The 25119-nt window shown below is 62.7% G+C and carries 22 protein-coding genes and 1 riboswitch; of the genes, 9 read left to right on the top strand and 13 right to left on the bottom strand.

All coding sequences use genetic code 11. The annotated features are described in order from the left end of the window. Positions 1–7: 7 nt before the first annotated feature. The 3 genes from gcvP to gcvT are packed head-to-tail and all read right to left on the bottom strand — an operon-like array spanning position 8 to position 4310. Positions 8–2818, bottom strand: a complete 2811-nt coding sequence (gene gcvP, locus NKJ77_RS17585) for an aminomethyl-transferring glycine dehydrogenase (protein WP_352535534.1) — start codon at positions 2816–2818, stop codon at positions 8–10. 17 nt (positions 2819–2835) lie between these two features. Further along, positions 2836–3204, bottom strand: coding sequence for a glycine cleavage system protein GcvH (gcvH, locus tag NKJ77_RS17590; protein ID WP_352535535.1), 369 nt, complete (start codon positions 3202–3204; stop codon positions 2836–2838). Between the two features lie 5 nt (positions 3205–3209). After that, the gene (gcvT, locus tag NKJ77_RS17595; RefSeq protein WP_352535536.1) at positions 3210–4310 is read right to left on the bottom strand and encodes a glycine cleavage system aminomethyltransferase GcvT; all 1101 of its coding nucleotides are present in this window, start codon (positions 4308–4310) and stop codon (positions 3210–3212) included. A gap of 149 nt (positions 4311–4459) precedes the next feature. Then, a riboswitch (glycine riboswitch) is annotated at positions 4460–4546 on the bottom strand. A gap of 199 nt (positions 4547–4745) precedes the next feature. Between gcvT and NKJ77_RS17600 the strand changes: the two genes are divergently transcribed. Continuing rightward, positions 4746–5747, top strand: a complete 1002-nt coding sequence (locus NKJ77_RS17600; protein WP_023830643.1) for a hypothetical protein — start codon at positions 4746–4748, stop codon at positions 5745–5747. A gap of 151 nt (positions 5748–5898) precedes the next feature. Here NKJ77_RS17600 and NKJ77_RS17605 read toward each other — a convergent pair whose 3' ends face one another. The 6 genes from NKJ77_RS17605 to NKJ77_RS17630 form a co-directional block, all read right to left on the bottom strand. Continuing rightward, the gene (locus tag NKJ77_RS17605) at positions 5899–6690 is read right to left on the bottom strand and encodes a molybdopterin-binding protein (RefSeq protein WP_023681588.1); all 792 of its coding nucleotides are present in this window, start codon (positions 6688–6690) and stop codon (positions 5899–5901) included. 1 nt (position 6691) lies between these two features. After that, on the bottom strand, positions 6692–7567 hold the full coding sequence (locus NKJ77_RS17610) for a cytochrome b/b6 domain-containing protein (RefSeq protein ID WP_352535537.1): 876 nt from the start codon (positions 7565–7567) through the stop codon (positions 6692–6694). Between the two features lie 136 nt (positions 7568–7703). After that, positions 7704–8396 (bottom strand): DUF1345 domain-containing protein, encoded by a 693-nt coding sequence (locus tag NKJ77_RS17615; RefSeq protein ID WP_023688301.1) that lies wholly within the window; start codon positions 8394–8396, stop codon positions 7704–7706. Positions 8397–8417: 21 nt separating this feature from the next. Beyond that, on the bottom strand, positions 8418–8891 hold the full coding sequence (locus tag NKJ77_RS17620) for a YaiI/YqxD family protein (RefSeq protein WP_023695438.1): 474 nt from the start codon (positions 8889–8891) through the stop codon (positions 8418–8420). Positions 8892–8955: 64 nt separating this feature from the next. Next, a complete protein-coding gene (gene gfa, locus NKJ77_RS17625) occupies positions 8956–9525 on the bottom strand; it encodes an S-(hydroxymethyl)glutathione synthase (RefSeq protein ID WP_023710637.1) in 570 nt (189 codons plus the stop codon). Positions 9526–9647: 122 nt separating this feature from the next. Next, positions 9648–10775, bottom strand: coding sequence for an S-(hydroxymethyl)glutathione dehydrogenase/class III alcohol dehydrogenase (locus tag NKJ77_RS17630; protein WP_023681583.1), 1128 nt, complete (start codon positions 10773–10775; stop codon positions 9648–9650). A gap of 237 nt (positions 10776–11012) precedes the next feature. Here NKJ77_RS17630 and NKJ77_RS17635 point away from each other — a divergent pair, with 237 nt between their 5' ends. From NKJ77_RS17635 to NKJ77_RS17650, 4 genes are all read left to right on the top strand, one after another. Next, entirely contained in the window at positions 11013–13025 is a 2013-nt protein-coding gene (locus NKJ77_RS17635; RefSeq protein WP_352514838.1) for an acetyl-CoA carboxylase biotin carboxylase subunit, read from the top strand. A gap of 262 nt (positions 13026–13287) precedes the next feature. After that, positions 13288–16815, top strand: a complete 3528-nt coding sequence (gene dnaE / locus NKJ77_RS17640; RefSeq protein WP_352535538.1) for a DNA polymerase III subunit alpha — start codon at positions 13288–13290, stop codon at positions 16813–16815. A 169-nt stretch (positions 16816–16984) separates the two neighbouring features. Continuing rightward, positions 16985–17383 (top strand): nuclear transport factor 2 family protein, encoded by a 399-nt coding sequence (locus NKJ77_RS17645; RefSeq protein WP_023710634.1) that lies wholly within the window; start codon positions 16985–16987, stop codon positions 17381–17383. 153 nt (positions 17384–17536) lie between these two features. Then, positions 17537–18340, top strand: a complete 804-nt coding sequence (locus NKJ77_RS17650; protein ID WP_023710633.1) for a potassium channel family protein — start codon at positions 17537–17539, stop codon at positions 18338–18340. 7 nt (positions 18341–18347) lie between these two features. Here NKJ77_RS17650 and NKJ77_RS17655 read toward each other — a convergent pair whose 3' ends face one another. Beyond that, complete coding sequence (locus NKJ77_RS17655) at positions 18348–19229, bottom strand: DMT family transporter (protein WP_352535539.1); 882 nt, start codon at positions 19227–19229, stop codon at positions 18348–18350. 182 nt (positions 19230–19411) lie between these two features. On the opposite strand from NKJ77_RS17655, the gene NKJ77_RS17660 reads away from it, so the two are divergent. Then, a complete protein-coding gene (locus NKJ77_RS17660; RefSeq protein WP_352535565.1) occupies positions 19412–19918 on the top strand; it encodes a hypothetical protein in 507 nt (168 codons plus the stop codon). Positions 19919–19924: 6 nt separating this feature from the next. Here NKJ77_RS17660 and NKJ77_RS17665 read toward each other — a convergent pair whose 3' ends face one another. Then, complete coding sequence (locus tag NKJ77_RS17665) at positions 19925–21253, bottom strand: DNA polymerase IV (RefSeq protein ID WP_352535540.1); 1329 nt, start codon at positions 21251–21253, stop codon at positions 19925–19927. Positions 21254–21320: 67 nt separating this feature from the next. On the opposite strand from NKJ77_RS17665, the gene NKJ77_RS17670 reads away from it, so the two are divergent. Both NKJ77_RS17670 and NKJ77_RS17675 read left to right on the top strand, forming a co-directional pair. Beyond that, positions 21321–21896: a GNAT family N-acetyltransferase gene (locus NKJ77_RS17670; protein WP_023830653.1), complete on the top strand. Its 576-nt coding sequence runs from the start codon at positions 21321–21323 to the stop codon at positions 21894–21896. Between the two features lie 99 nt (positions 21897–21995). Beyond that, the gene (locus NKJ77_RS17675) at positions 21996–23507 is read left to right on the top strand and encodes a hypothetical protein (protein ID WP_352535541.1); all 1512 of its coding nucleotides are present in this window, start codon (positions 21996–21998) and stop codon (positions 23505–23507) included. A 25-nt stretch (positions 23508–23532) separates the two neighbouring features. Here the strand turns inward: NKJ77_RS17675 and NKJ77_RS17680 are convergent, their stop codons facing one another. Beyond that, positions 23533–24186: a hypothetical protein gene (locus tag NKJ77_RS17680; protein ID WP_352535542.1), complete on the bottom strand. Its 654-nt coding sequence runs from the start codon at positions 24184–24186 to the stop codon at positions 23533–23535. Further along, entirely contained in the window at positions 24183–24482 is a 300-nt protein-coding gene (locus tag NKJ77_RS17685) for a DUF3572 domain-containing protein (protein WP_023830655.1), read from the bottom strand. The genes NKJ77_RS17680 and NKJ77_RS17685 overlap by 4 nt, the downstream gene beginning before the upstream one ends. A 239-nt stretch (positions 24483–24721) precedes the next feature. On the opposite strand from NKJ77_RS17685, the gene NKJ77_RS17690 reads away from it, so the two are divergent. Beyond that, entirely contained in the window at positions 24722–25093 is a 372-nt protein-coding gene (locus NKJ77_RS17690) for a response regulator (protein WP_023667574.1), read from the top strand. The last annotated feature ends 26 nt before the right edge of the window (positions 25094–25119 follow it).

A 25119-nucleotide genomic window follows, 5' to 3' on the forward strand; every position in this document is an offset into this window, starting at 1 on the left:
CAGAGTGTTATTCGGCGGCGCCGAGATATTCCGACAGCGGCGGGCAGGAGCAGACGAGGTTGCGGTCGCCGGCGACATTGTCGATGCGCGAGACCGGCGGCCAGTATTTGGCCGCTGTGTCGACATCGCCGGCGGGGTAGGCCGCTTCCAGCCGCGAATAGGGGTGGGTCCACTGGCCGGCAAGGGTTTCGGCCGCCGTGTGCGGGGCATTGACCAGCGGGTTGTCTTCGAGCGGCCATTCACCCTTCGCCACTTTCGCGGCCTCGCCGGCAATGGCGATCATCGCCTCGCAGAACCGGTCGAGCTCGCGCTTGGGCTCGGATTCGGTCGGCTCGACCATCAGCGTGCCGGCGACAGGGAACGACATGGTCGGCGCGTGAAAACCGTAGTCGATCAGCCGCTTGGCGATATCGTCGACGCTGATGCCGGCGCTCTCCTTGAGCACGCGCGTGTCGAGGATGCATTCATGCGCGATGCGATCGTGCCTGCCCTTGTAGAGAAGCGGGAAGTGCGGCGCGAGCCGCGTCGCCACATAGTTGGCCGAGATGATCGCCGTCTCCGTCGCCTGCTTCAGGCCGGCGGCCCCCATCATGCGGATGTACATCCAGGTGATCGGCAGGATGGAAGCGCTGCCGAACGGGGCAGCGGACACGGCATGCGCCGAGCCCTCCGTGACATGACCCGGCAGATAGGGTTTCAGATGCGCCCTGACGCCGATCGGACCGACGCCCGGACCGCCGCCGCCATGCGGGATGCAGAAGGTCTTGTGCAGGTTCATGTGGCAGACATCGGCGCCGATGTCGGCGGGCCGCGCCAGGGCGACCAGCGCGTTAAGGTTGGCGCCGTCGAAATAGACCTGGCCGCCATGTTCGTGGATGAGAGCGCACAGGTGGCGCGCGCCTTCCTCGTAGACGCCGTGCGTCGAGGGATAGGTGAACATCAGAGCTGCGAGATTGGTCGAATGCTCGTTGGCCTTGGCCCGCATATCGTCCATGTCGATATTGCCGTCCTCCAGGCAACGCACGACGACGACGCTCATGCCGGCCATCGCCGCACTCGCCGGATTGGTGCCATGCGCGGACTGGGGGATCAGGCAGATGGTGCGATGGCCTTCACCGCGCGCGCGATGATAGGCGCGGATGGCGAGCAGACCGGCATATTCGCCTTGGCTGCCGGCATTGGGCTGCAGGCTGACGGCGTCGAAGCCGGTGATCTCCGCCAGCCAGCCTTCCAGCTCGCCGACCATGGCGCGATAGCCGGCCGAATGGCTGGCCGGCGCGAAGGGATGGAGGTTGGCGACAACAGGCCAGCTGACCGGCATCATTTCGGCCGCCGCGTTGAGCTTCATGGTGCAGGAGCCCAGCGGGATCATGGTGCGGTCGAGCGCCAAATCCTTGTCGGCTAGCCTGCGCAGCAGGCGCATCATGTCGGTCTCGGAGTGGTTTTCGCGGAAAACCGGCTGGGTCAGAAACTCCTTGCCGCGCGGCTTGCCGGGCATCGCGCCGGCCTCAGTAGCGCCGGACTTGGCGCCGAACAGGGCGGCGATAGCCTCGAGATCCGCCTCGGTCGAGGTTTCGTCGAAGGCGATGCTGATGCGGTCGGCATCGATGACGCGCAGCAGCCGGCCACCTTTTTCAGCGGCAGCGGCGATCGAAGCTGCCTTGCCCTTCACTTCGGCCGTCACCGTGTCGAAACGGCTTGAGCCGAGCACGGAAACACCAGCGGTTTTCAGGCCTGCTGCGAGGCGGTTGGCGAGCTCATGGATGCGCGCTGCGATCGCCTGCAAACCAGTGGGGCCGTGCCAGATCGCATAGGCGGTCGCCATGTTGGCAAGCAGCGCCTGCGCGGTGCAGATGTTGGAGGTCGCCTTGTCGCGGCGGATATGCTGTTCGCGCGTCTGCAGGGCGAGGCGATAGCCGGGACGGCCCTTGCTGTCTATCGACTGCCCGACGAGGCGGCCGGGCATCAGCCGGGTCAGCTTGTCGGAGACGGCGCAATAGGCGGCGTGCGGGCCGCCAAAGCCCATCGGCACGCCAAAGCGCTGCATCGGGCCGACGGCGATGTCGGCGCCAAGCCTTGCCGGCGCGTCGGTCAGCGTGAGACCAAGCGGATCGGCGATGAAGACGACCACGGCGCCGGTGGCGCGAGCCTTCTCGATCGCCGCCTTGTGGTCGCCATAGACGCCAAACGTGTCCGGCCAGGAGACCAGCAGGGCGGCGGTGTTGTCGTCGATGGTCTCGCCATCGATCTCGATGCCGAGCGGCTCGGCGCGGGTGCGCACGACGTCCAGCGTCTGCGGATGCGGCGTGCCGGCCAGCGCTACCTTGGTGCGCTTGTCGCGATGATGGCGCAGCGCGATGCCGACCGCTTCGGCCACCGCCGTCGCTTCGTCGAGCAGGGAAGCCGAAGCCACCGGCAGGCCGGTCAATTCGGTGACCAGGGTCTGGAAGTTGAACAGCATTTCCAGGCGGCCCTGGCTGATCTCGGCCTGGTAGGGCGTATAGGCGGTGTACCAGGCCGGGTTCTCGAACAGGTTGCGCTGGATGACCGGCGGCACATGGACGCCGTGATAGCCGGCGCCGATGAAGCTCTTCAGCACCGTGTTTTTTGCCATGGTCGCAGCCAGTTCGGCCAGCGCTTCGGCTTCGCTCGCCGGCGCGGGAAGGGCCAGCGGCAGGTCGAGGCGGATCGACTGCGGCACAGCCTGGCTGATCAGCGTCTCGACAGAGGGAACGCCGATCACGGCAAGCATGGCTCTGACATCGTTTACATCAGGACCGATGTGGCGGGCCGAGAAGGGGGTAAGTGCTGCGCTCATGGCAATAGGTCCTGATATCAACCGATATGGGCTTTGTAGGCGGCCTCATCCATGAGGCCTGCGAGTTGGCCTTCGTCGGCGAGCTTCATCTTCCACAGCCAGCCGTCGCCGGTCGCAGCGGAGTTGACCAGCGACGGGTCCGAGGACAGCGCGCCGTTGGCGTCGGTAATCTCGCCGTCCACCGGGGCATAGACGTCGGATGCCGCCTTGACGGACTCGACGACCACGGCGGTATCACCCTTGCTGAGCTTCGTGCCGATTTGAGGCAGTTCGACGAAGACGAGATCGCCAAGCTGTTCCTGCGCATAGTCGGTTATCCCGACGGTGGCGATGCCTCCCTCGACGCTCAGCCATTCGTGATCTTGTGTGAAATAGGTTTTTACCATCGGAATTATCCTTTGCGGTAGCGATGAGGAGTGAAGGGCAAGGAACTGATATTGACCGGGATTTTCGTCCCGCGAACGTCGGCGAACAGTTTCGTGCCCGGGTTGGCCAAGGCCGTTGACACATAGCCCATGGCGACGGGATGGCCGGCCGACGGGCCGAAGCCGCCTGAAGTGACGTGGCCGGCCGGATTGCCGTCGGCGTGGAACACGGCAGCGCCGGCGCGCACCGGCTGGCGGCCGTCCGGCTTCAGGCCGACGCGCTTTTGCGACGGTCCTCGCTCCAAGATGGACCGCAGCGCATCGGCGCCGATGAAGGATCCGCCGGCGCGGAGATCTTTGGGGATCGCCCACATCAGGCCGGCACTGGCCGGATCGATCTCCGGCGTGATGTCCTGGCCGTGCAGGCACAGGCCAGCCTCCAACCGCAGCGAGTCGCGGGCAGCAAGGCCGATCCACAACACACGCTCGTCCTCGATCAGTTTCGTGGCCAGAGCGCGCGCATCCGCCTCCGGCAGGCCGATCTCGAAGCCGTCCTCGCCGGTGTAGCCGGAGCGGCTCATGAACCAGTTTTGCTTCGGCTCGATGCCATGCATGAACAAGAGCGAGCCGGTCTCGATGCCGGCGCGGGACAAGGCAGCCCAGGCTTCGGGCCCCTGGATCGCCAGGAAGACGCGATCGAGCGCATCGACCTTCACGTCGAAATCGGTCGCCAGCGCACGCAAATGCTTCTCGTCCTCGACCGCATTCCCGGCGTTGGCGACCACCATGAAGCGCTCGGCGACGAGCCGGGTGACGATCAGATCGTCGATGATCCCGGCGGCCTCGTTGAGGAAGAAGGTATATTTGGACTGTGAAATCTCAAGCGCGCCGGCATCGAGCGGACTGGCGCGGTTGAGCAGTGCCGCAGCGCCCGGTCCGCTGATCTCGAACAGCTTCATATGCGAAATGTCGAACAGGCCGGCATGTTCGCGGGTGTGAAGGTGCTCCTTCATCACGCCGGCCGGATAGGTCAGCGGCATCGACCAGCCCGCAAAGGCGCCAAGGCGTGCGCCGGCGGCGGTGTGCAGATCTTCGAGAGGAAGGTGTTTGGTGTCGTCGCCCGTCATGTCATCTCCAGAGTCGCACGCAATCGGCCGCTGCTGGCGACCAGTCCGTGCCCCTCTGTCTGAAGCCTGAGAGACTCGCGCAACCGGAACTCTGTCGGCGACGCTTACACCTTCGGCGCGGGGGCAAGCCCCGACTTTCCAGAGTGTCTTTCCCGTCTACGGTTCTTTTGCCTGAGAGATTTCGGGCGATTTCCCCTTCGGCGGCAGCTCGCGCTGCTCTCTCCCGCAAACAGGTAGGACTCAAAACTTAAGCCCTCGACGCGCCATCCATAGCTTGTCGGCGACACCTTGTCACCTGCCAGCGACACGTAAAGCGAGTCGTCTTTACAGTCTTCGCTAACCACGCCGTTTGCCGGTTTTTCAAGACAATGGCGATATTCTGGGCTGACGGTTTGGCCGGCAATTGCGTTGGGCACGGCGGATGGGGATTGACAGATGGGCGAACGGATCGGGAGCGCGCCGGTGGCGGGGCTGGCCTCGAAGGACCGCATCACGGCGGAAGATGTCGTCATGCTGCGTCGCGAAGTGTTCGCCGACGGCGTGGTGACGCGCGGCGAGGCTGAAGCACTGTTCGCGCTCGATGCGACAGCGACGGACAAATGCCCGCAATGGCCTGAATTCTTCGTCGAGGCCGTTACCGACTACATCGTCCACCAGGAAAAGCCGGCAGGCTATATCTCTGAAGACAATGCCGGTTGGCTGATCCAGACCATCTCGCGCGACGGAATGGTCGACAGTGTGACCGAACTGGAGCTGCTGGTGCATGTGCTGGAAAGGGCGAAATCATCGCCCGGCCGGCTCTCCGCCTATGCGCTCGAGCAGGTCGCCAACGCGGTGGTCGACGGCAAGGGACCACTGATGCTCGGCGGCGCGCTGGTTCCCGGGCTGGTCGCCAAGGCAGAGGTCGATCTGTTGCGCCGCATTCTCCATGCCTATGGCGGCGACGGTAACATCGCCATCACACGGGTTGAGGCCGAGGTGCTGTTCCAGATCAACGAGCAGACCGCAGCGGCCCACAACGACCCGTCCTGGAACGACCTGTTCGTCAAGGCGCTCGCCAATTTCGTCATGTGTTCGGCCGGCTACGAAGCGCCGACGCGCGATGTGGCGCTGCGTCGTGACAGTTTCTTGGACCAGGTCGAGCCCGAAATTGGTGGCTTCTTCAGCCGCATGGTGTCGGGCGGACTGGCCGGCATCATGGAAGCCTATCGTTCGCCCGGCTATATCGAGGCCGAATGGGAGTCGAAGAACCGTGCCGCCGAGGCACTCGCGCGCCGCGCCGAGACGATCGACGCCAGCGAGGCGAAATGGCTGGCCGATCGCATCGGCACCGACCGCCCGCTGCGTGACAATGAACGCGCGCTGCTGACGCTGATCAAACTCGCCTCGCCGGAGATACATCCGGCGCTCAAGCCACTGCTCGACAAGGTTGCTTAAGCCGCGCCGTTTTCTGCGACCGTTTTGCAGAGGACGATATTGGAGTGTCTTCAGGCCAATCGCCAAGTTCGGCCACGCGCTCGAAACCGGCTTCCTCAGGCAAGCTCGGTTCGGTCGGAGTCAGATCGTGCTCGGTCAGAATGCGAGGCCATCAAATCCCGCCATACCAGTCATAGCCATTGTCTTCCCAATAGCCGCCGCGGCCGCCGCCGATATTGGCAAAACTGTCGACGAGCTCGATCTTGTAGAGATACTTCGGCATCTTGTAGCCGAGCTGTCGTTCGACGCGCACGCGCAGCGGCGCGCCGTTTTCGACCGGCAGCGGCTTGCCGTTGAGGCCGTAGGCGAGGATCGTCTGCGGGTGGCGGGCATCGATCAGGTCGATGGTGCCGTAATATTTGATTTCCCCGGAGAGGCTGCGATCGATCGTATCGAGGCAGTGGAACATGACATAGCGGGCCTGCGGCTTGACCACAGCCTGGTCGAGCACCAGCGACAGCGGGGTGCCGGTCCATTTGGCGATGCAGCTCCAGCCTTCGACACAGTCGTGGCGGGTGATCTGCGTGCGGCTCGGCATGTTCTCCAACTGCTCGCGGCTGAGCGACAGCGGCTTTTCGACCAGGCCCGTTACCTCCAGCCGCCAGTCGGCGAAATTGTTGGCGAGCAGGCCCTTGTAGGTGTCATCGTCGGGCGCGGTGACGCCGTTCGGCCGCTGCGGCTGGCGGATGTCGGCCTCGGTGAATTCCGGCGCCAGAGCATCGCGGCCGGCAAGCCAGCGTTGCGCGCGGTAGGTCAGGCCATTGGCGTTTTCGAGGAAACTGCGCAGGCCGTCGCCCATGCCGAGCTGGCTGTCGAAGGCATCGCAGCCCGACAACATGATGCCGGAAACGCCGAGGCCGGCGCCCGTCAGGAACTTTCGGCGGCTGATCTGGAATTTGGCCATCTCACGCACTCCTCTCGGTGTCGCCATGCCTTGGCGGATCGGTGCGGTACCAGCCGGTGATGATCGAGCGCAGTTCGTTGATCGGGCCGGCGGCGAGGATCATCATCATATGGACGATGAAAAAGCCGACCAGCAGCACCATCACCGTGAAATGGATGGTGCGCGCCGTCTGCCTTCCGCCGAGCAGTTCGTTGAGCCAGGGCAGCACCGAGTTCATGCTCGGCGACATGGCAAGGCCGGTGATGATCATGAGTGGCAACAGCACGAACAGTACGCCGCCATAGGCCATTTTCTGCAGCGTGTTGTATTCGCGTGTGTGGTGGAACCTGAGCTTGGCGTGCTCGATGATGTCCTGCGGCAGCCGCTTGAGATCGTCAAGGCGCGGCGCCAGATCGCGGCGCAGATGGCCGTTGACCAGGCTGGCGACCAGCCAGACGACCAAGGTGGTTGTCAGTATCCAGGCGAAGAAGAAATGCACGACGCGGGCGGTGCCGAGATCGTAGTAGGACGGGATTGTCGCCCAGGACGGGAAGGCACGCGACGTTTGCTGCCGGGCCGGGCCCGACCAGCCGAGCACGCCTGTGGTGTCGAAGCGATGGCCGAAGATTTCGGTATAGCCGCGCGGGCCGGTGGCGGTGTTTTCGGCGCCGATGGCAAAGACGGTGTTGTTGTACTCGAAGCCGGATTGCTTGCCGATGTAGAGCTGCGGCCGGGCATTGAAGATCTGCAGGCCGGACAAGAGCATGAAGAACAGCGAGATCGCCCACAGCCAGTGCGTCAGGCGGGTCCAGCGCGATTGCCGGTAGATCAGCGTCGCATCCTTCGTTGAGGCGGCATCGACGCCTGCGCCGGGCTGACTCACGGTAATGGTTTCCATCTTTTCCTCGCCTCCGGCTGCGCGATCCTGGGATGGCCGCGCTCGTCCTTGTCCTCCCAATACGTCGCTATCGAAAGCGATGTTTCATGCGGTCACGTTTTTATTACGGGCACGGGTTTATCGCGGGCACGGATACTCAATTGCCGAGGCTCACCGCGAGATTGACGACGGCGGCGACGATGACGGCGTTGAAGAAGAACGACAGGATCGAATGGACAAGCACCACGCGGCGCATATGCGAGGTCGTGATCGCGGTGTCGGCGGTCTGCGCGGTCATGCCGATCACCGTCGCGAAATAGAGAAAGTCCCAACCGTCCGGCCGTTTGCTGCCGGGAAAATCGAGGCCGCCGACCGGTATCTTCTTCTTGGTTTCGGCATCGATCGCGTCGCCGTCCATCCAGTAGACATGCGCATAGTGGAGGGCGGCCATGGCATGGATGGTGAACCAGCCAAGCGGGATCGACAGCATGGCGAAGCCGAGTTCGATGGGGTCGCGATCCTTGTGATTGATCAAAAGGAACAGCAGGACAATGGCCATGGCGACGATGCCGAGCGTGATGGCAAAGATGCCCAGCACTGGGAGGTCCAGTTCGCGCGCGTTCTTGCTGAGATAGCGGCCGGACAGCAGCGGCATCTTGGCGATGACGAGCGCGATGAAGACGACGAAGAAGGAATCGGCGGCAATCGAGATCGAATAGGCAAGCCGCGTGGAGACGGGGAGCGATCCAATCAAAGGCAATACCGCGGCAAATACGACCAGACCGACGGCTAGCGACACAAAGAACTGCTTGTGCCGCTGCAAGGGGTTATTCGGCGATGTGTCGGCCATAGCCCGACCTCGGATGATGCTTCACGTCTGGTCGGGTGTGACGGATTTCAGAGCCCGCCGCAAGATACGGTCGAGCTCACCCAGGAAACGCGAGCGATCCTGTGGCGCAAAGCTGGCATTGTAGCCCTTGCTCTCGCCGGTTTCGCGCAGATGCTGCTTCAAATCGCGCATTGCAACCGCCATGCCGATGGTCTCCGGCGTGAACGGCCGGCCGGTTGGCCCAAGCACATGCGCGCCGAGCGCCACGGTGCGAGCGGCAAGCGGGATGTCGGCGGTGATCACGATGTCGTTGGGTTTTGCGTTCTCGACGATCCAATCGTCAGCGGCATCGGCGCTTTTAGAGACGACGACGTTGCGAATCATCGGATCGCGCGACGGACGCAGCCCGCCATTGGAGACGTAGGTGACGACCACGCCATGGCGCTCGGCGACCTTCTCGACCTCGGCTTTCACCGGGCAGGCGTCGGCGTCGACGTAGATGGCGGGTGCCGGCATTATCTCTCCAAAACGGACATGGGGCCGGCATGTTACCCGGCCCCATGCCAGAAATCTCGTACTGTCAGGCCGGCCGCGCGCCCGACTTCTTCGCCGTCCAGGTGGCAATGTAATCCATCAGGCCGGGGTTGAGACAGTCATAGGGCTCGAGGCCCATCGACTTCAACTGGCCGCGGATGCCGTCCATGCGCTTGGGGTCGACACCGGATTCGATGATCGACGAAACGAAAGCGGTGAAGCCCGGCGGTGACCAGCCGTCTTCCTGGAAGCGCTCGGGATGGATGAAGGACAGACCTTTGAACGGATGGTCGCGCTCGACCGGTCCGTGCATATGGACACCGCAGCCGGTGCAGGCGTGACGCTGGATAAGTGCCGAGGGGTCGACCACTTTCAGCTTGTCGCCGTTTTCGGTGACTGTGACATCGCCGGTGCCGGCTACGGCCACGACCGAGAACACCGCGCCGTCAGGCTTCCAGCATTTGGTGCAGCCGCAGGCATGGTTGTGGGCGATCTGGCCCTTGACCGTCACCTTCACCGGCTTGCTGGTGCAGGCGCAGACCAGCGTGCCGCCGGCAAAGCTTGCGCTCTCCTTTGGCAAGCCATTGTCGATTTTGGGATGCAGTTTCTCAGGCATTGTCTTCCTCCCTTGTTGAACCTGTGCAACTTCAGTCGCTGGCCCTTCGGTCGGCGGCTTGTTCTTCCTCCGTTTGGTGTGCGATCGGACGCAAAACCGGGCGCCACTTTTGCTGATCGCACTTAGTAAACGACGACGCTCCTGATCGACTTGCCCTCATGCATGAGATCAAAACCCTTGTTGATGTCCTCAAGCTTCAGCAAATGGGTGATCATCGGGTCGATCTGGATCTTGCCGTCCATGTACCAGTCGACGATTTTCGGCACGTCAGTGCGGCCGCGTGCGCCGCCAAAGGCGGTGCCCATCCAGGTGCGGCCGGTGACCAGCTGGAACGGCCGGGTCGAAATCTCCTGGCCGGCGCCGGCCACGCCGATGACGACCGACTTGCCCCAGCCGCGATGCGAGGCTTCCAGCGCCTGGCGCATCACCTTGGTGTTGCCGGTGCAGTCGAATGTGTAGTCGGCGCCGCCGATCTGGTCGGCGCCGCGCTTGGTCAAGTTGACGAGGTGAGGAACGATGTCGCCGTCGATCTCCTTCGGATTGACGAAATGCGTCATGCCGAAGCGCTCGCCCCATGCCTTCTTGTCGTTGTTGAGGTCGACACCGATGATCATGTCAGCGCCGGCGAGCTTCAGGCCCTGGATGACGTTGAGGCCGATGCCACCGAGACCAAAGACGACAGCAGTCGCGCCTTGCTCGACCTTCGCGGTGTTGATGACCGCGCCGATGCCGGTGGTGACGCCGCAACCAATGTAGCAGATTTTGTCGAAGGGCGCGTCCGGGTTGACCTTGGCGACGGCGATCTCGGGCAAAACGGTGAAATTGGAGAAGGTCGAGCAGCCCATATAGTGGAAGATCTTGTCCTTGCCGATCGAGAAGCGCGAGGAGCCATCGGGCATCAAGCCTTGGCCCTGCGTGGCGCGGATGGCGGTGCACAAATTGGTCTTGCGCGACAGGCAGGATGGGCACTGCCGGCATTCCGGCGTGTAGAGCGGGATGACGTGGTCGCCCTTCTTGACCGAGGTGACGCCCTTGCCGACATCGACGACAACGCCAGCGCCTTCATGGCCGAGGATTGCCGGAAACAGGCCTTCGGGATCGGCGCCCGACAGGGTGAACTCGTCGGTGTGGCAGATGCCGGTCGCCTTGATCTCGACCAGCACCTCGCCTTCGCGCGGTCCGTCGAGGTCGACCTCCATGATTTCCAACGGCTTTCCGGCGGCGACAGCGACAGCGGCGCGGGTTTTCATCAGGCAATCCCTCCCAAGGCGATTGGTCTTCAGGCTTTCAGGGTTTTTATACTGTTTCAACCCGATTTGGCGACCAAATATGGCGCAAATCTTGGCCCAGTCGTCGGCGAGCCCAACCTTCGCCCCTCGGCACGGGCCTGGCGGGCAGGGAGTGTCTTGATGGGTGCGCTGCCGGCGGTGCTTGAGCCCGGCTGCCGAAGCCCATAAGAAGGACGAAAGACCGAGGAAACGCCTTCGATGTTCACGAAAATCCTGATCGCCAATCGCGGCGAGATTGCTTGCCGCGTCATCAAGACGGCGCGCAGGATGGGGATTGCCACCGTAGCGGTCTATTCCGACGCCGATCGCGACGCCGTGCACGTCGAAATGGCCGACGAAGCCGTGCATATCGGGCCATCGCCTGCCGCGCAAAGCTATCTTCTGCCTGAAAAGATCATCGCTGCCTGCAAGGAGACGGGCGCGCAGGCCGTGCATCCCGGCTACGGTTTTCTGTCGGAGCGGGCCGCCTTCTGCGAAGCGCTTGAGGCTGAGGGCATTGTCTTCATCGGTCCGAAACCCAAGGCTATCAAGGCGATGGGCGACAAGATCGAATCGAAGAAGTTCGCCAAGGCCGCTGAGGTGTCGACGGTTCCCGGCTGGCTTGGGGTCATCGAAAATGCCGACCATGCCGAAAAGATCGCCGGCGAGATCGGTTATCCCGTGATGATCAAGGCCTCGGCCGGCGGCGGCGGTAAAGGCATGCGCATTGCCTGGAGCCAGTCGGAAGTGCGCGACGGCTTCGACCGGGCGCGCTCGGAGGCGAAAAGCTCGTTCGGCGACGACCGCGTCTTCATCGAAAAGTTCGTCGTCGATCCGCGTCATATCGAAATCCAGGTGCTGGCCGACGCGCATGGCACCGCCCTCTATCTCGGCGAGCGCGAATGCTCGATCCAGCGCCGGAACCAGAAGGTTGCGGAGGAGGCGCCGTCGCCATTCCTCGATGCCAGGACGCGCAAGGCCATGGGCGAGCAGGCCGTGGCGCTGGCCAAGGCGGTCGATTACCAGAGCGCCGGCACCGTCGAGTTCATCGTCGATGCTGAAAAGAACTTCTATTTCCTTGAAATGAATACACGATTGCAGGTCGAGCATCCGGTGACGGAGCTTGTTACCGGCATCGACCTAGTCGAGCAGATGATCCGTGTCGCCGCCGGCGAGAAGCTGGCGATCGAGCAGAGCGACGTCAAGCTGAACGGCTGGGCGGTGGAAAGCCGGCTCTATGCCGAGGATCCCTATCGCAATTTCCTGCCCTCGATCGGCCGTTTGACGCGCTACCGGCCGCCAGAGGAGGGCACGTTCGGCGACATCGTCATCCGCAACGACACCGGCGTCACCGAAGGTTCCGAGATTTCGATGTTCTATGACCCGATGGTGGCAAAACTCTGCACATGGGCGCCGACACGGCTGGCGGCAATCGACGCCATGTCGGAAGCGCTGGACAGTTTCGTCGTCGACGGCATCGAGCACAACATTCCATTCCTGGCGGCGCTGATGCAGCATCCGCGCTGGCGCGAGGGGCGGATATCGACGGGCTTCATCGCCGAGGAATATCCTGACGGCTTCGCGCCGATCGTGCCCAATGGCGATGAAAAGGCAGTGCTGGCGGCGATCGCCACCGCGGTCGAGCTTCTGCGCCGCGACCGGCTCGACCGGCTGGGCGGGCGGCTGGCGCCGCATTCGGGCGCACTCAAGCGCGATTGGGTGGTGAAGCTCGGCGACGACTATCTCCAGGCTTCGATCATCGAGGGCATGATCTCCATTCCGATGGAAATCGATCTGTCGGTCGATGGCGGCAAAGCGCTGACGGTGGCGTCCGACTGGCGGCCGGGCGACCTCATCTGGCGCGGCACTGTCGGTGCCCGCAAGGTCACGGCGCAGATCAGGCCGGCGCCGAACGGCCTGCGCATTGCCTGGAAAGGCATGTCGGTGAGGGCACGCGCCATGCTGCCGCGCACGGCTGAACTGGAAAGGCTGATGCCGGAGAAGGTGGCGCCGGACACGTCCAAGATGCTGCTTTGCCCGATGCCGGGCCTGGTCGTGTCGATCGCGGTTGCCGAGGGGCAGGAGGTCAAGGCCGGCGAGACGCTGGCCGTGGTCGAGGCGATGAAGATGGAAAACGTGCTGCGCGCCGACCGCGATCTTGTCGTGTCGAAGCTCAACGCCAAGCCGGGTGACAGCCTGGCTGTGGATGCGGTGATCATGGAGTTCGCCTAGAGATTGTTTGGAAATTCTACTCCGGCGGCCATCTGAAGGCGGTTTCTGCGCTTCCCGTGCTCACGGACCAATGGCCGCTGCGCTCCGGTTCTCGAAACCACCATCATATGACTCGCCAGAGCGAATTTCAGAAACAATCTCTGAGCCGTGCGGCTGGGTACGGAAGCCTGTGGTCGGTGGTCATTTGTGCTGGACTGGCATCGCCCGGTCCGGGACAATACATCTCCATCGACTCAAAGCCCTTCGAGCAATTTGAAACATCATGGCGGATGACAAACTTCCACGCGATCCCCTGAGGCGCGAAGCAGCGCTCGCTGCTGCGCGCCCGGAGGCGCCGGCGCGGCCGTTCATCCATCTGCGCGTGCATTCGGCGTATTCGCTGCTCGAGGGCGCCTTGCAGGTCGCCGCCGTTGTCGGTCATGCCGTCAAGGACGAGTGCCCGGCAATCGCAGTCACCGACACAAACAATCTGTTCGGCGCGCTGGAATTTGCCCAGAAGGCGGTGAAGGAAGGCATCCAGCCGATTATCGGTTGCCAGATCGATCTCGCCTTTTCCGGCGAGACCAGCGACGCGCAGCGCGACCGCCGCCGCCATGGTCCGGAGATGCACGCCGTGGTGCTGCTCGCCGCCACCGAGGTTGGCTATAGCAACCTCGTCAGGCTGGTCAGCCAGGTCTATCTGGAGACGCCGCCGGGCGAGCCCGTGCATCTGACGTCAGCAATGCTGGAAGGCCATTGCGATGGCCTGATCTGCCTCAGCGGCGGGCCGCGCGGCCCGATCGGCCGGGCGCTGAAGGAGGATCGCCGAGATCTTGCCGAGACGCGGCTTCTGGCACTCAAGGCGCTGTTCGGCGACCGGCTCTATGTCGAGCTGGACCGTGTTTCCGGTTATGACCGCGCTATCGAGAAATCATCGGTCGACCTTGCCTATATCCATGATCTGCCGCTGGTCGCCACGAATGAGGCGTTCTTCGCCGCCCGCGACGACTATGACGCGCATGATGCTCTGATCGCCATTGCCGAGGGTTCGGTGGTTGCCGCCGACAACCGTCGCCGGCTGACTTCGGACAATTTCCTGCGCAGCCAGGCGGATATGGCGCGGCTGTTCGCCGACCTGCCGGAAGCGATCGACAACACCGTCGAGATCGCGCTGCGCTGTTCCTATTATCCCAAGACCCGCAATCCGATCCTGCCACGCTTTACCGGCGGCGATGTCGCCGACAATGAGGTGGCGCTGAAAGCGGAGGCCGATGAGCTACGCCGGCAGGCGCATGAGGGGCTGGAGGCGCGGCTGGCTGCGCATGGGCCCACTTCCGGCTACACGGTCGAACAATACCGCGAGCGGCTCGATTTCGAACTCTCCATCATCGAGAAGATGAAGTTTCCCGGCTATTTCCTGATCGTCGCCGACTTCATCAAATGGGCCAAGGCGCAAGGCATTCCGGTCGGGCCGGGCCGTGGTTCGGGCGCCGGATCGCTGGTCGCTTATTCCACGACCATCACCGACATCGATCCGCTGCGCTTCTCGCTGCTGTTCGAGCGCTTCCTCAACCCCGACCGCGTGTCGATGCCCGACTTCGACATCGACTTCTGCCAGGACCGGCGCGAAGAGGTCATCCGCTACGTCCAGCAGAAATATGGCCGCGACCAGGTTGGGCAGATCATCACCTTCGGTACGCTGCAGGCGCGCGCGGTGCTGCGCGACGTCGGCCGCGTGCTGCAAATGCCTTACGGCCAAGTCGACAAGCTCTCCAAAATGGTGCCGCAGAACCCCGCCAATCCGGTCAAGCTGGCGGATGCCATCGCCAACGAGCCGCGCTTTGCCGAGGAGGCCGAGAAGGAGCCAATCGTGCAGACGCTGCTCGATATGGCGCAAAAGCTGGAAGGGCTCTACCGCCACGCTTCGACGCACGCCGCCGGCATCGTCATCGGCGACCGGCCCTTGTCGGAACTGGTGCCGATGTACCGCGATCCGCGCTCCGACATGCCGGTCACCCAGTTCAACATGAAATATGTCGAGCAGGCCGGGCTGGTAAAATTCGACTTCCTCGGCCTGAAGACGCTGACGGTGCTGGAGACGGCGGTGAAGCTGATCCGCCGGCGCGGCATCGAGATCGACCTGGCGACGATCCCGCTCGACGATCCTGAAACCTACGCCATGCTGTCGCGCGGCGAAGTGGTCGGTGTGTTCCAGGTGGAAAGTGCCGGCATGCGCAAGGCGCTGATCGGCATGCGGCCCGACTGCATCGAGGACATCATCGCGCTGGTGGCGCTCTACCGTCCCGGCCCGATGGAGAACATCCCGACCTACAATGCCAGAAAACATGGCGAGGAGGAGATGGCATCGATCCATCCCAAGATCGACCATCTGGTGAAGGAGACGCAAGGCGTCATCGTCTACCAGGAACAGGTGATGCAAATCGCGCAGGAGCTGTCGGGCTATTCGCTCGGCGAAGCCGACCTGCTGCGCCGCGCCATGGGCAAGAAGATCCGCGCCGAAATGGACAAGCAGCGCGAGCGCTTCGTCACCGGTGCGGTCGAACGCGGTGTCGGCAAGCCGCAGGCCGACTTCATCTTCGACCTTCTGGCCAAGTTCGCCGACTACGGCTTCAACAAATCGCACGCGGCCGCCTACGCCGTCGTGTCCTACCAGACCGCCTATCTCAAGGCGCATTACCCCGTCGAGTTCCTGGCGGCGTCGATGACGCTCGACATGGGCAATACCGACAAACTCGCCGATTTCCGCCAGGATGCGCTGCGTCTCGGCATCGAGGTGGTGGCGCCGTCAGTGATGACCAGCTTCCGCAATTTCGAGGTCGGCGAGAACCGCATTTACTATTCGCTGGCGGCCCTCAAGGGCGTCGGCGACGCTGCGGTCGAGCACATCGTCGCCATGCGCGGCGAAAAGCCGTTCAAGAATCTCGCCGATTTCTGTGAAAGGGTCGATCCCAAGATCGTCGGCAAGCGCGTCTTCGAAAGCCTGATCATGGCCGGCGCGCTCGACTGCTTCGGCCACGACCGCGCCCAGATGATGGCCGGCGTCGAACGGATGATGGGGCTGGCTTCTCTGGCGCAGCAGAATGCCATTTCGGGCCAGCACGACATTTTCGGCGCGTCGCTCGGCGCGCAGCAGCAGGCGCTCAATTTGCCGCAGACCGATCCGTGGCTTGCCGCCGACCGGCTGCACCGCGAATTCCAGGTCGTCGGCTTCTATCTTTCGGCGCATCCGCTCGACGAGTACAAGGCGGCCCTGCAGAAGATGCGCGTGCAAAACTGGGGCGAGTTCTCGGCTGCGGTCAAACGCGGTGCCGCCGCGGGCCGGCTCGCCGGCACCGTCACCACCAAGCAGGAGCGCAAGACCCGAACCGGCAACAAGATGGGCGTCATCGCCTTTTCCGACACATCTGGCCAATATGAAGCCGTGCTGTTTTCGGAAGGGTTGGCGCAGTATCGCGATCTGCTCGAGCCCGGACGTTCGGTGGTGATCACCGTTTCGGCCGAGGATAGGCCCGAAGGGGTCAATCTGCGCATCCAGACGGTGCAGTCGCTGGAGGATGAGGCCAGCCGTATCCAGAAGGCGCTGCGCATCTTCGTTCGAAATGACGGGCCTGCGTCGGCGATTCAATCGCAGCTTACCCAGCGTGGGGAAAGTCAGGTAAGCATTATCGTCATCAAAGAAGAGGCGCAGGGCGAGATCGAGATCGAATTGCCCAACCGCTACCGCATCTCGCCGCAGATCGCGTCGGCCATGCGCGCGGTGCCGGGTGTGGTCGAAGTCGAGCTCGTCTAGGCTGCGCTGATATACACGGCAATCGCATCGACGTCGGCCAGTGCATGACGGCATAAAGATGCTCTGGGCCTGACATTGCAGCCGATAGGGCCAGCGTGCGGGGCGTGGTTGAACTGACCTTCCTTTGAACCACATGCGTTGAGCAGAAACTTCACAGGAACGCACAATCATGCCCAGCCGCGAACGCGTCGAAGCCTTCCTCAAGGAGGTGGTCGAAGGCAGCCACGTCAAGGCGATCGCCGACTTCTACCATGACGATGCCACCATGCAGGAAAATCTCGGCGTCCCGCGGCGCGGCAAGGAAACACTGATGGCGCATGAGCAGGCAGCACTCGACCGGATCGAGAAGATGCACACCCATCCTGTCCAGACATTCCTGGTCGATGGCGACAATGTCGCCATCCGCTGGACCTTCGACCGTATCGACAAGGCCGGCACCGTGCGCCGGCTGGAAGAGGTGGCCCTGCAGCGCTGGCGTGGTGACCGGATTGCGGAGGAGCGGTTCGTCTACGACACCGCCTCGGCCTGGCGCCTCGTGGGGCCGGACGGCAAGGTGGTGGAGGGCTGACGATCACCGGGGCCACTAGATCATGATGAGATTCGGTTGAAATCTCATCATGATCTAACCCTTTGTTGGAGCATGATCTTTTCCGCAAACCGGCACCCACTTTTTGGGATCATGCTCTAGACGACCCCGGCTGGGACCGTTACGCACTTGGTGATGAAAGCAGCCGAGAAGGACGGATTGCAGCAAAGCTCAGCGATGGCGCGGCTGCGTGACAGGCTGCGCAAGCTCTATCACGGACGCACGCCGGCGGCGTTCCGGTTTCAACTGGTGGCGGTCATCATCGACCTCACCATAGTCGCCTTCTTCGTTGCCACGCCGGTGCTCCAGGACAAGCCGTCATTCCTGTGGCTCGACTATACCGTCGCCGCATTGGTCGCCGCCGACCTGATTGCCCGACTGTTAGCCTCCAACGACATGTTGCGGCTGATGAAACAGCCGACATCCTGGGTCGATGTCTTCATCCTTTTGACGCTGCTGATGCCGACGGCGCTGGCAAATCTGGCGTTCCTGCGCATCCTGCGGCTGTGGTCGCTGTCGCGCAGCGGGTCGCTGTGGCGGCATTTCGAAATGCGTGGCTTGAGGCCCTGGCGCGAGGCGAGCCACGCGGTCATCAACCTGTTGACGTTTCTGTTCGTCATCACCGGCTTCGTCTACACCTTCTTCTTCCGCACCGGCGCGGGCCTCGAAAACTACATTGATGCGCTGTATTTCACCGTTGCCACGGTGACGACGACCGGTTTCGGCGACATCGTGCTGCCGGGGATCGCCGGCAAGCTGACCGCGATCGCCACCATGATCATCGGCATCTCGCTGTTCGTCAGACTGGCGACCGCGATTTTTCGACCCGCCAAGGTGTTCTTTCCCTGTCCGCAGTGCGGACTGCAACGGCATGAGCCGGACGCCGTGCACTGCAAGGCCTGCGGGCATCTTCTCAACATACCGGATGAGGGGAATTGACCGACCGCTACGAGGCCGCGACCTCGGCCGGCTTTGGCGCCTTGCGCTGCAGGTTGAGCAGGTTGCCCATCAGGATCAGCAGGGCGCCGCCGGCTGTAAAGATGTCGATCTGTTCGCTGTAGAGCAGCCAGCCGATCAGCGCCGACAGTGGCACGCGCATGAAATCCATCGGTGAAATCACCGTAGCGTCGGCATAGGTGAGGGCGCGCGCCATGCAGAAATGCGACGACATGCCGGTGAAGGCAATCAGCAGGATCCATGGCCAGAGTTCGAGCGGTGGGTTGCGCCATTCATAAAGCGCCGGGATCAGGCCGACCACCGACTGGATGATCAGCATCCAGAAGATGATGCGCACGACGCTGTCCGTGCGGGTCAGCGACTTGACCAACACCACCGATACGCCAAAGCACACGGCCGCGCCGAGAACGACGAGGTGACCCGGATCCATGGAGCCGACGCCGGGGCGAACGATGACCACCACGCCCATCAGGCCAAGCACGACCGCCGCAATTTTCGGGCGGGAGAGCCTTTCGCCAAGAAACGCCACCGCCAGGATCGCGGTCCAGATCGGCGTGGTGAATTCGACCGATATGAGCACCGCAAGCGGGATCAGCGTCAGCGCATAGAGCCATGCGGCCTGGCCCGTATAGTGGATGACATTGCGAGCGATATGGGCCAACGGGCGCTGCGTGCGCATTGCAGCGAATCCGCCGCTCATCATCACCAGCGGCAACAGGATGAAGAAGCCGATCACCGAGCGCAGTTCCAGCACCTGGAAGACGTTGAGCTCGGCGGTGGTTGCGCGGCCGGCGACTGACATCGCCAGAAACGAGGCGATCGACAGCGCCATCCAGAACGCGGCTTTGGGGATCGATGGGGAAGGTGCCATAGGCGCTATGTCGCAAGCCGGGACTTCTATCGCAACCGTTAGGCGACGCATTCGACTGGGCCAGACCCGTTGCAAAACAGCCATGCTGGAAGTGGAACCTGACGCAACGGCAGGCGTTGGTTCCCGGTATTGGCCAATTGCTGGACGCATCGTTTCTTCAACATCAACGGGGAGAGATTCCGATGAAATCATTCGCGCGGTTTCTGCTAGCCGGCTGCCTGCTAACTGCAAGCGCCGCGGCCCATGCCGACGAGGCGAATTTTCTCAGCTCCTTGCAAGGGAATTTCTCCGGCAAGGGGACAGTCAAGGTCACCACCGACGCACCGACGATGAATGTGTCCTGCACCTTCAATTCAGACGCGACCTCGAGCTCATTGTCGCTTGACGGCAATTGCCGTGGTCTTGTCGTGGTGACGCGCGCCATCAGCGCGAATCTGAAGGCCCGCGGGACTAAGTATACAGGCGTCTATGTCGGGTCGCGCACCGGGCCGGCACAGCTCGCCGGCAGCCGTTCCGGCAACGCGATCAGTCTCGTCATTCGCTGGGCGGCGGAGGTCAATGGCGATCGCAAGGCGCGGTTGACGGTCGAGAAAACCAGCGGCGACGGAATGCGGTTGACCGTTACCGACGTCGATCCGAAAACCGGCAACAACGTGGTGACGAGCCGCATCGATCTCAAGCGTATCTAAGCCGTCTCACTCCTCGATCGGCTCCGGCGGGTTGGCGTTGCGGCCTTTACCGAAGGTGTAGCCGGTTTCCACCGCCTTCTTGCCGAACTTGTCGCGCAGCGTGTCGATGGCGCTTTCGGCCATGGCGCGCTTGCGTGAGCCGACGTCGACGAGATCGGGCGGATCGGCTTTCTCGTCATCGGAGAGATCGCTGACACCGATGCCGAGCAGCCGGTACTTTGTCCCGTCCGCCTCCTTGCGCAACAGCTCGAGACCGGTCTGGAAAATACGGTCGGCCAATCTGGTCGGATCGCCGAGTTGGCGGTTGCGGGTGCGCAGCTTGAAATCCTGCGACTTCAGCTTCAGCACCACGGTGCGCCCGGCAATGCCTGACTTCTTCAGCCGCGCCGAGACCTTTTCCGACAATCCCCTCAGCACTGGAACCAGTTCGCCCATTTCAGCTATGTCGGTGTCGAAAGTGGTTTCGGCCGACACACTTTTCGCATCCTGGTCAGGATCGACACGGCGGTCGTCCTGGCCGCGCGAGAGATGGTAGAGCCGGGTGCCCATCACGCCATAGCGGCGCATAAGATCGGCGCGCTCCATGCGCTGCAACTGGGCGATGCTGCGGATGCCGTCGCGTTCGAGCGTTGCGGCAAAAGCCTTGCCGACGCCCCAGATCAACGTCACCGGCTGTTCGGCCAGGAAACCCAGCGCCTCGGCTTCGCCGATCACCGAAAAGCCGCGCGGCTTGCGGAAATCGGAGGCAACCTTGGCCAGGAACTTGCAGTAGGAAAGGCCGGCCGAAACGGTGATGCCGATTTCCTTTTCGACGGTCTGCGCAAAGCGTGCCAGCACCACTGCCGGCGGCATGCCGTGCAGGCGCTCGGTGCCGGCGAGGTCGAGAAACGCCTCGTCGATGGAGAGTGGCTCGACGAGCGGCGTCAGCGCCTGCATCAGCGCGCGGACCTCGCGGCCGACGCGGACGTATTTCTCCATATTGGGCGGGATGACAACCGCTTCCGGACAGGCTTCGAGCGCCTTGAACATCGGCATTGCCGAGCGCACCCCCTTGATGCGGGCGATGTAGCAGGCGGTGGAAACGACGCCGCGCTTGCCGCCGCCGATGATCAGCGGCTTGTCCTTCAGCGCCGGATTGTCGCGCTTTTCGATCGCCGCATAGAAGGCGTCGCAATCGATATGCGCCAGATGCAGCTGGTAGAGCTCGGGATGGCGGGTGAGTCGAGGGCTGCCGCAACGCTCACAGCGCCTGGTATCGCTGCGCTGAAAGGTCAGGCAGTCGCGGCAAAAACCGTGCTCGGGATTGTTGACAGGGGCCGCCATCGCTGCGAACATAAAGAGAACAGATGCAATGGTACGTCAGGACGGAAGCCGCCACAAGCGGTTAGCCGGGAGAGAACTCATGAGCACCACCATAGCGCCGCTGGCGCCTGACCTATGGGCGGATTTCGAGGATCTTTTCGGCAAGCAGGGCGCCTGTTACGGCTGCTGGTGCACGCATTTCCGGATGGCGCCGGCGGTCCGACGGGCCAGGGACAAGCAGCGCAACAAGGATCATATCAAGGCGCGTATCGAGGCCGGACCGCCGCCGGGGCTTTTGGCCTTCGAGGACGGCCAGGCGGTCGGCTGGATGCAGATCGGTCCACGCGCCGACGTGCCCGAATGGAACAATCGGGGCCGGGGCTCGGCGCCGGTCGATCCAACCGACGCCGTAGATCCCGGCGTCTGGGCCATCTCCTGCTTCTTCATCCGCGCCAGCGCGCGCGGCCGGGGCGTCAGCCACCGCCTGGTCGAGGGCGGCATCGCTTTTGCCCGCCAGAACAAGGCGCGGCTGGTCGAGGCGTGTCCGATCGACGTGTCGCGCGATTCGCGTTCGATCGGGCTGTTCGTCGGCTCGTCGCGTGTGTTTGAAAAGGCCGACTTCGAGCGGCTTGTCGAACGCAAGGCCGGACGGCCGCTGATGCGGCTGGTGTTGTAGTCAATTACCCGTCGGCGTTTGTTGATGTCCTGTGGAAGCTGTAGGTTGGTTTCATAGCAGACGAACGAAGCGTTCCTTTTTGGTCAAATGGAGAATTTTGTGAACCGTGTCTTGCCGCTTGCTTTCCTTCTCGCCCTCAGCGCTCCTGCCTTTGGCCAGGCTGTCGATGCCCAAGGTGCCAAGCAACTTTCCGATGAGCTCTCTCGCTATGTCGGCAAACAGGCGCTCAATGAAGGCATTTTGAAGATCTCAGCCGAGGAGGGTGCCTACAAGATCACCTTCGATGTGAAGGCGCTTGTGGCGAAGATGCCGAAGCAGGATCTGAAGCGGTTCGATTTCCCGCCCGTCACGCTGCGGGTCAAACCGCGCAGCGACGGAGGCTGGGATGTCGCCTCGGATTTCTCTACGACTGGGTCCATCGAGGTAAATGGCCCAAATGGCCTGAACACCGGGCAAATCGTTGTCAAGGATGGCAAGTTCACGGGCGTCTATGACCCGGAACTGGCGGCATTTACCAGCGGCACCAGTTCGATTGCGGGCATGACGATGACGTCGCGCCAAGTCAGTCAATTGACCGATTTGAGCGTGGGGCTGGGCTCTTCCAAATTTGACGCCAGGAAGTCGGCCAACGGCGGCGTCGATCTTAATTTCACACAGGCGATGGCGGACTTCGTCGAAACGGTCAAAATCGATGACCGGTCAATCGCAGCGCTCCGGGCACCGGAGCTCGCTGTGAACGTGACCGCTAAGGCCATTCAGACCAAGCCGCTTCTGGATCTTTTGGCGTTCGCCGTCGCCCATGAGGACGAGGCCCGGATGAAGGCCGATCAAGCAGAGTTCAAAACGCTTCTGCTCGGTGCGCTGCCGCTATGGGAACGGATCGATGGGACCTACGCATTCAAAAACCTTGCCATTGAAACATATGCCGGCAATTTCGGCGCGGCGCAGCTGAACACCGTTGTCGGCATGGACGGCATCAGCAAGGACGGCAAGATCAGCTACGCATTCAAGGTTTCCGGCCTGACAATACCGCAGCAGATGCTGCCCAGTTGGACCGTTGCGTTGCTGCCGACGGATCTCGACCTGAATTTCGGCGGCGCCAACATCGATCTCGACAGTATGGCTCGGAAAACCATAGAAACCCTCGATTTCAGTAAGGATCCACCGCTTCCGGCAGATTTCGGCGATGAGATTTCCGCCGATTTCTTGGCCAAGACACCAAAGTTCGTGCTTGGACACAGCACGGTCAAGAATGGTGACATTGAGGTCGCCATGGAAGGCGAAATGACCTTCCCCGACAAGAAGCCCGATGCCAACGTGACAATCGACGTGACCGGCTACGACAAGATCGTGGCAAGCCTGCAGGAGGCGGCGAAGACCGACCCGCAGGCCTCACAGGCTTTTACCAGCGCCTTGGCCATCAAGGGATTTGCCAAGACGCTGCCGGATGGTCGTGTGGAATGGGTTATCAACGCCAGGCACGATGGGTCGGTGACGGTCAACGGCGCCATGCTGAAGGGGCCGGATCCGGTCGTGGAAGACAACACCGATCAGGATGCGATCCCTGGCGAGGGCAACAATGGCGGAGCAGGGGCGAAGCTGCAGCCTTGATCGCCAAGCTTGGAGGCGCTTGGGCTTAAAGCCCGAGCGCGCTCGCGATCTTCGGCGCGGCCTCGTGCCAGTCCTCGACGGAGATGATGTCGTCCGGCACCGGCGGCAGGAAGGCGCGCAGCGAATTGTCGGCCATCAGGTGGAAGAGATGGGCGTCGGCAATCGAGTTGCGCGCCGAGATAAGATTGGCGGGCTGGTCGTCGACAAAGGCCACCGGCCGGCCGTTCTTGCCGCGCAGTTTCGCCACCGCCGGTCCCTTGGCCATCTCGGTGGTCAACAGCGGATAGGGCAGCCCGAGCGCATCGAGATGGGCGCGGCGCGCAGCGCGATGCCGGTGCGGCATGGCGGTCAAAAGGACGATCTCGGCGCGGTCGCTGAGGCTGGCAAGCGCTTGTTCGGCACCGTCGGTAACGCTCTGCCAGTCGGCCTGCGTATCGAAGAAATCTCCGAGAAGTGCCGTCACCTCCGGCTGTTCGATCAGCCGGCCGCTCGCCGTTTCGGCAATGTTGCCGGTGAGACGGAAGGAGGCCAGGGTCAGGCCGAAGCCGCGCGATTTCAGGAACTGCGGAAACGGCCGGATGAATTCGAGCACGACATCGTCGACATCGAGGATCAGCAGAGGCCGGTCGTCGGCTGCAAGTTCGGCGATCTGGCGTGCCGTCTCGGGATCGTCGCTCATATCGAATGCTCATGGTCGTCGCCGCCAAGAGGCAGCGCGCGCAACGCCTTGCCGATGGCGGCCGGGGGGGTGTCGGTTTCCTCGGCAAAGCGCAGCAAGGTCGGCTCGTGGGCAAGGATGAACTGCAGCACTCCGGCCAGGAATCCCGGTTCGGCCGCGGCGCGGCGGATGGCGGACGCCTCGATGCCGGTGATGGCCAGGAAGCGCGGCAGGAGTTCGGGGTCGGCGGCGACGAAGCCCAGTGCCTTCACGGCAATGGTTTCCGCTTCCTCGCGCATTGACGCTGCGTTTGCCATCACTACTTTCTCGTTGCGGAAATGAGTCTCTTTTCCGCAGTAATCGCAAGCGTCGCCTGCGGCAAGCCACAGCCCCGATCCAATGTGGTTTTCGAGGTGGAATCCGAATGGCTTTTGCCGCTTCGGGTTTCCATTTCGTCAATCATATTGCCTTAAGAGTGAGCGAGGGTTTGGTGTGCTTCGACAAGGGCGCATAGCGGCAGGGCTTCGGGCAGAAGCCTGGCCGGGACGGGAAATCGATGCCTAAGAAGGTCATGATCGTCGAGGACAACGAGCTCAATATGAAGCTCTTTCGCGACCTCATCGAAGCCAGCGGTTACGAGACGGTTCGCACGCGCAACGGGCTCGAGGCGCTCGATCTGGCGCGCCAGCACAGGCCCGACCTGATCCTGATGGACATCCAGCTGCCCGAAGTGTCGGGGCTGGAAGTGACGAAATGGCTGAAGGAGGACGACGACCTCCATTCCATTCCGGTCATCGCCGTCACCGCCTTCGCCATGAAGGGCGACGAGGAACGCATTCGCCAGGGCGGTTGCGAGGCCTACATCTCCAAGCCGATCTCGGTGCCGCGTTTCATCGAGACCATCAAATCTTATCTCGGTGATGCCTGATGCCTTCACCCATTCCAGCCGGAGCC

Origin of the sequence: Mesorhizobium sp. M0052, assembly GCF_040323255.1 — a bacterium.
Lineage (GTDB): Bacteria > Pseudomonadota > Alphaproteobacteria > Rhizobiales > Rhizobiaceae > Mesorhizobium.

What these genes read in the sequence shown, in the direction of transcription:
- gcvP (WP_352535534.1), bottom strand. Translation starts at nt 2,818, where the DNA reads ATGAGCGCAGCACTTACCCCCTTCTCGGCCCGCCACATCGGTCCTGAT.
- gcvH (WP_352535535.1), bottom strand. Translation starts at nt 3,204, where the DNA reads ATGGTAAAAACCTATTTCACACAAGATCACGAATGGCTGAGCGTCGAG.
- gcvT (WP_352535536.1), bottom strand. Translation starts at nt 4,310, where the DNA reads ATGACGGGCGACGACACCAAACACCTTCCTCTCGAAGATCTGCACACC.
- NKJ77_RS17600 (WP_023830643.1), top strand. Translation starts at nt 4,746, where the DNA reads ATGGGCGAACGGATCGGGAGCGCGCCGGTGGCGGGGCTGGCCTCGAAG.
- NKJ77_RS17605 (WP_023681588.1), bottom strand. Translation starts at nt 6,690, where the DNA reads ATGGCCAAATTCCAGATCAGCCGCCGAAAGTTCCTGACGGGCGCCGGC.
- NKJ77_RS17610 (WP_352535537.1), bottom strand. Translation starts at nt 7,567, where the DNA reads ATGGAAACCATTACCGTGAGTCAGCCCGGCGCAGGCGTCGATGCCGCC.
- NKJ77_RS17615 (WP_023688301.1), bottom strand. Translation starts at nt 8,396, where the DNA reads ATGGCCGACACATCGCCGAATAACCCCTTGCAGCGGCACAAGCAGTTC.
- NKJ77_RS17620 (WP_023695438.1), bottom strand. Translation starts at nt 8,891, where the DNA reads ATGCCGGCACCCGCCATCTACGTCGACGCCGACGCCTGCCCGGTGAAA.
- gfa (WP_023710637.1), bottom strand. Translation starts at nt 9,525, where the DNA reads ATGCCTGAGAAACTGCATCCCAAAATCGACAATGGCTTGCCAAAGGAG.
- NKJ77_RS17630 (WP_023681583.1), bottom strand. Translation starts at nt 10,775, where the DNA reads ATGAAAACCCGCGCCGCTGTCGCTGTCGCCGCCGGAAAGCCGTTGGAA.
- NKJ77_RS17635 (WP_352514838.1), top strand. Translation starts at nt 11,013, where the DNA reads ATGTTCACGAAAATCCTGATCGCCAATCGCGGCGAGATTGCTTGCCGC.
- dnaE (WP_352535538.1), top strand. Translation starts at nt 13,288, where the DNA reads ATGGCGGATGACAAACTTCCACGCGATCCCCTGAGGCGCGAAGCAGCG.
- NKJ77_RS17645 (WP_023710634.1), top strand. Translation starts at nt 16,985, where the DNA reads ATGCCCAGCCGCGAACGCGTCGAAGCCTTCCTCAAGGAGGTGGTCGAA.
- NKJ77_RS17650 (WP_023710633.1), top strand. Translation starts at nt 17,537, where the DNA reads ATGAAAGCAGCCGAGAAGGACGGATTGCAGCAAAGCTCAGCGATGGCG.
- NKJ77_RS17655 (WP_352535539.1), bottom strand. Translation starts at nt 19,229, where the DNA reads ATGGCACCTTCCCCATCGATCCCCAAAGCCGCGTTCTGGATGGCGCTG.
- NKJ77_RS17660 (WP_352535565.1), top strand. Translation starts at nt 19,412, where the DNA reads ATGAAATCATTCGCGCGGTTTCTGCTAGCCGGCTGCCTGCTAACTGCA.
- NKJ77_RS17665 (WP_352535540.1), bottom strand. Translation starts at nt 21,253, where the DNA reads ATGTTCGCAGCGATGGCGGCCCCTGTCAACAATCCCGAGCACGGTTTT.
- NKJ77_RS17670 (WP_023830653.1), top strand. Translation starts at nt 21,321, where the DNA reads ATGAGCACCACCATAGCGCCGCTGGCGCCTGACCTATGGGCGGATTTC.
- NKJ77_RS17680 (WP_352535542.1), bottom strand. Translation starts at nt 24,186, where the DNA reads ATGAGCGACGATCCCGAGACGGCACGCCAGATCGCCGAACTTGCAGCC.
- NKJ77_RS17685 (WP_023830655.1), bottom strand. Translation starts at nt 24,482, where the DNA reads ATGGCAAACGCAGCGTCAATGCGCGAGGAAGCGGAAACCATTGCCGTG.
- NKJ77_RS17690 (WP_023667574.1), top strand. Translation starts at nt 24,722, where the DNA reads ATGCCTAAGAAGGTCATGATCGTCGAGGACAACGAGCTCAATATGAAG.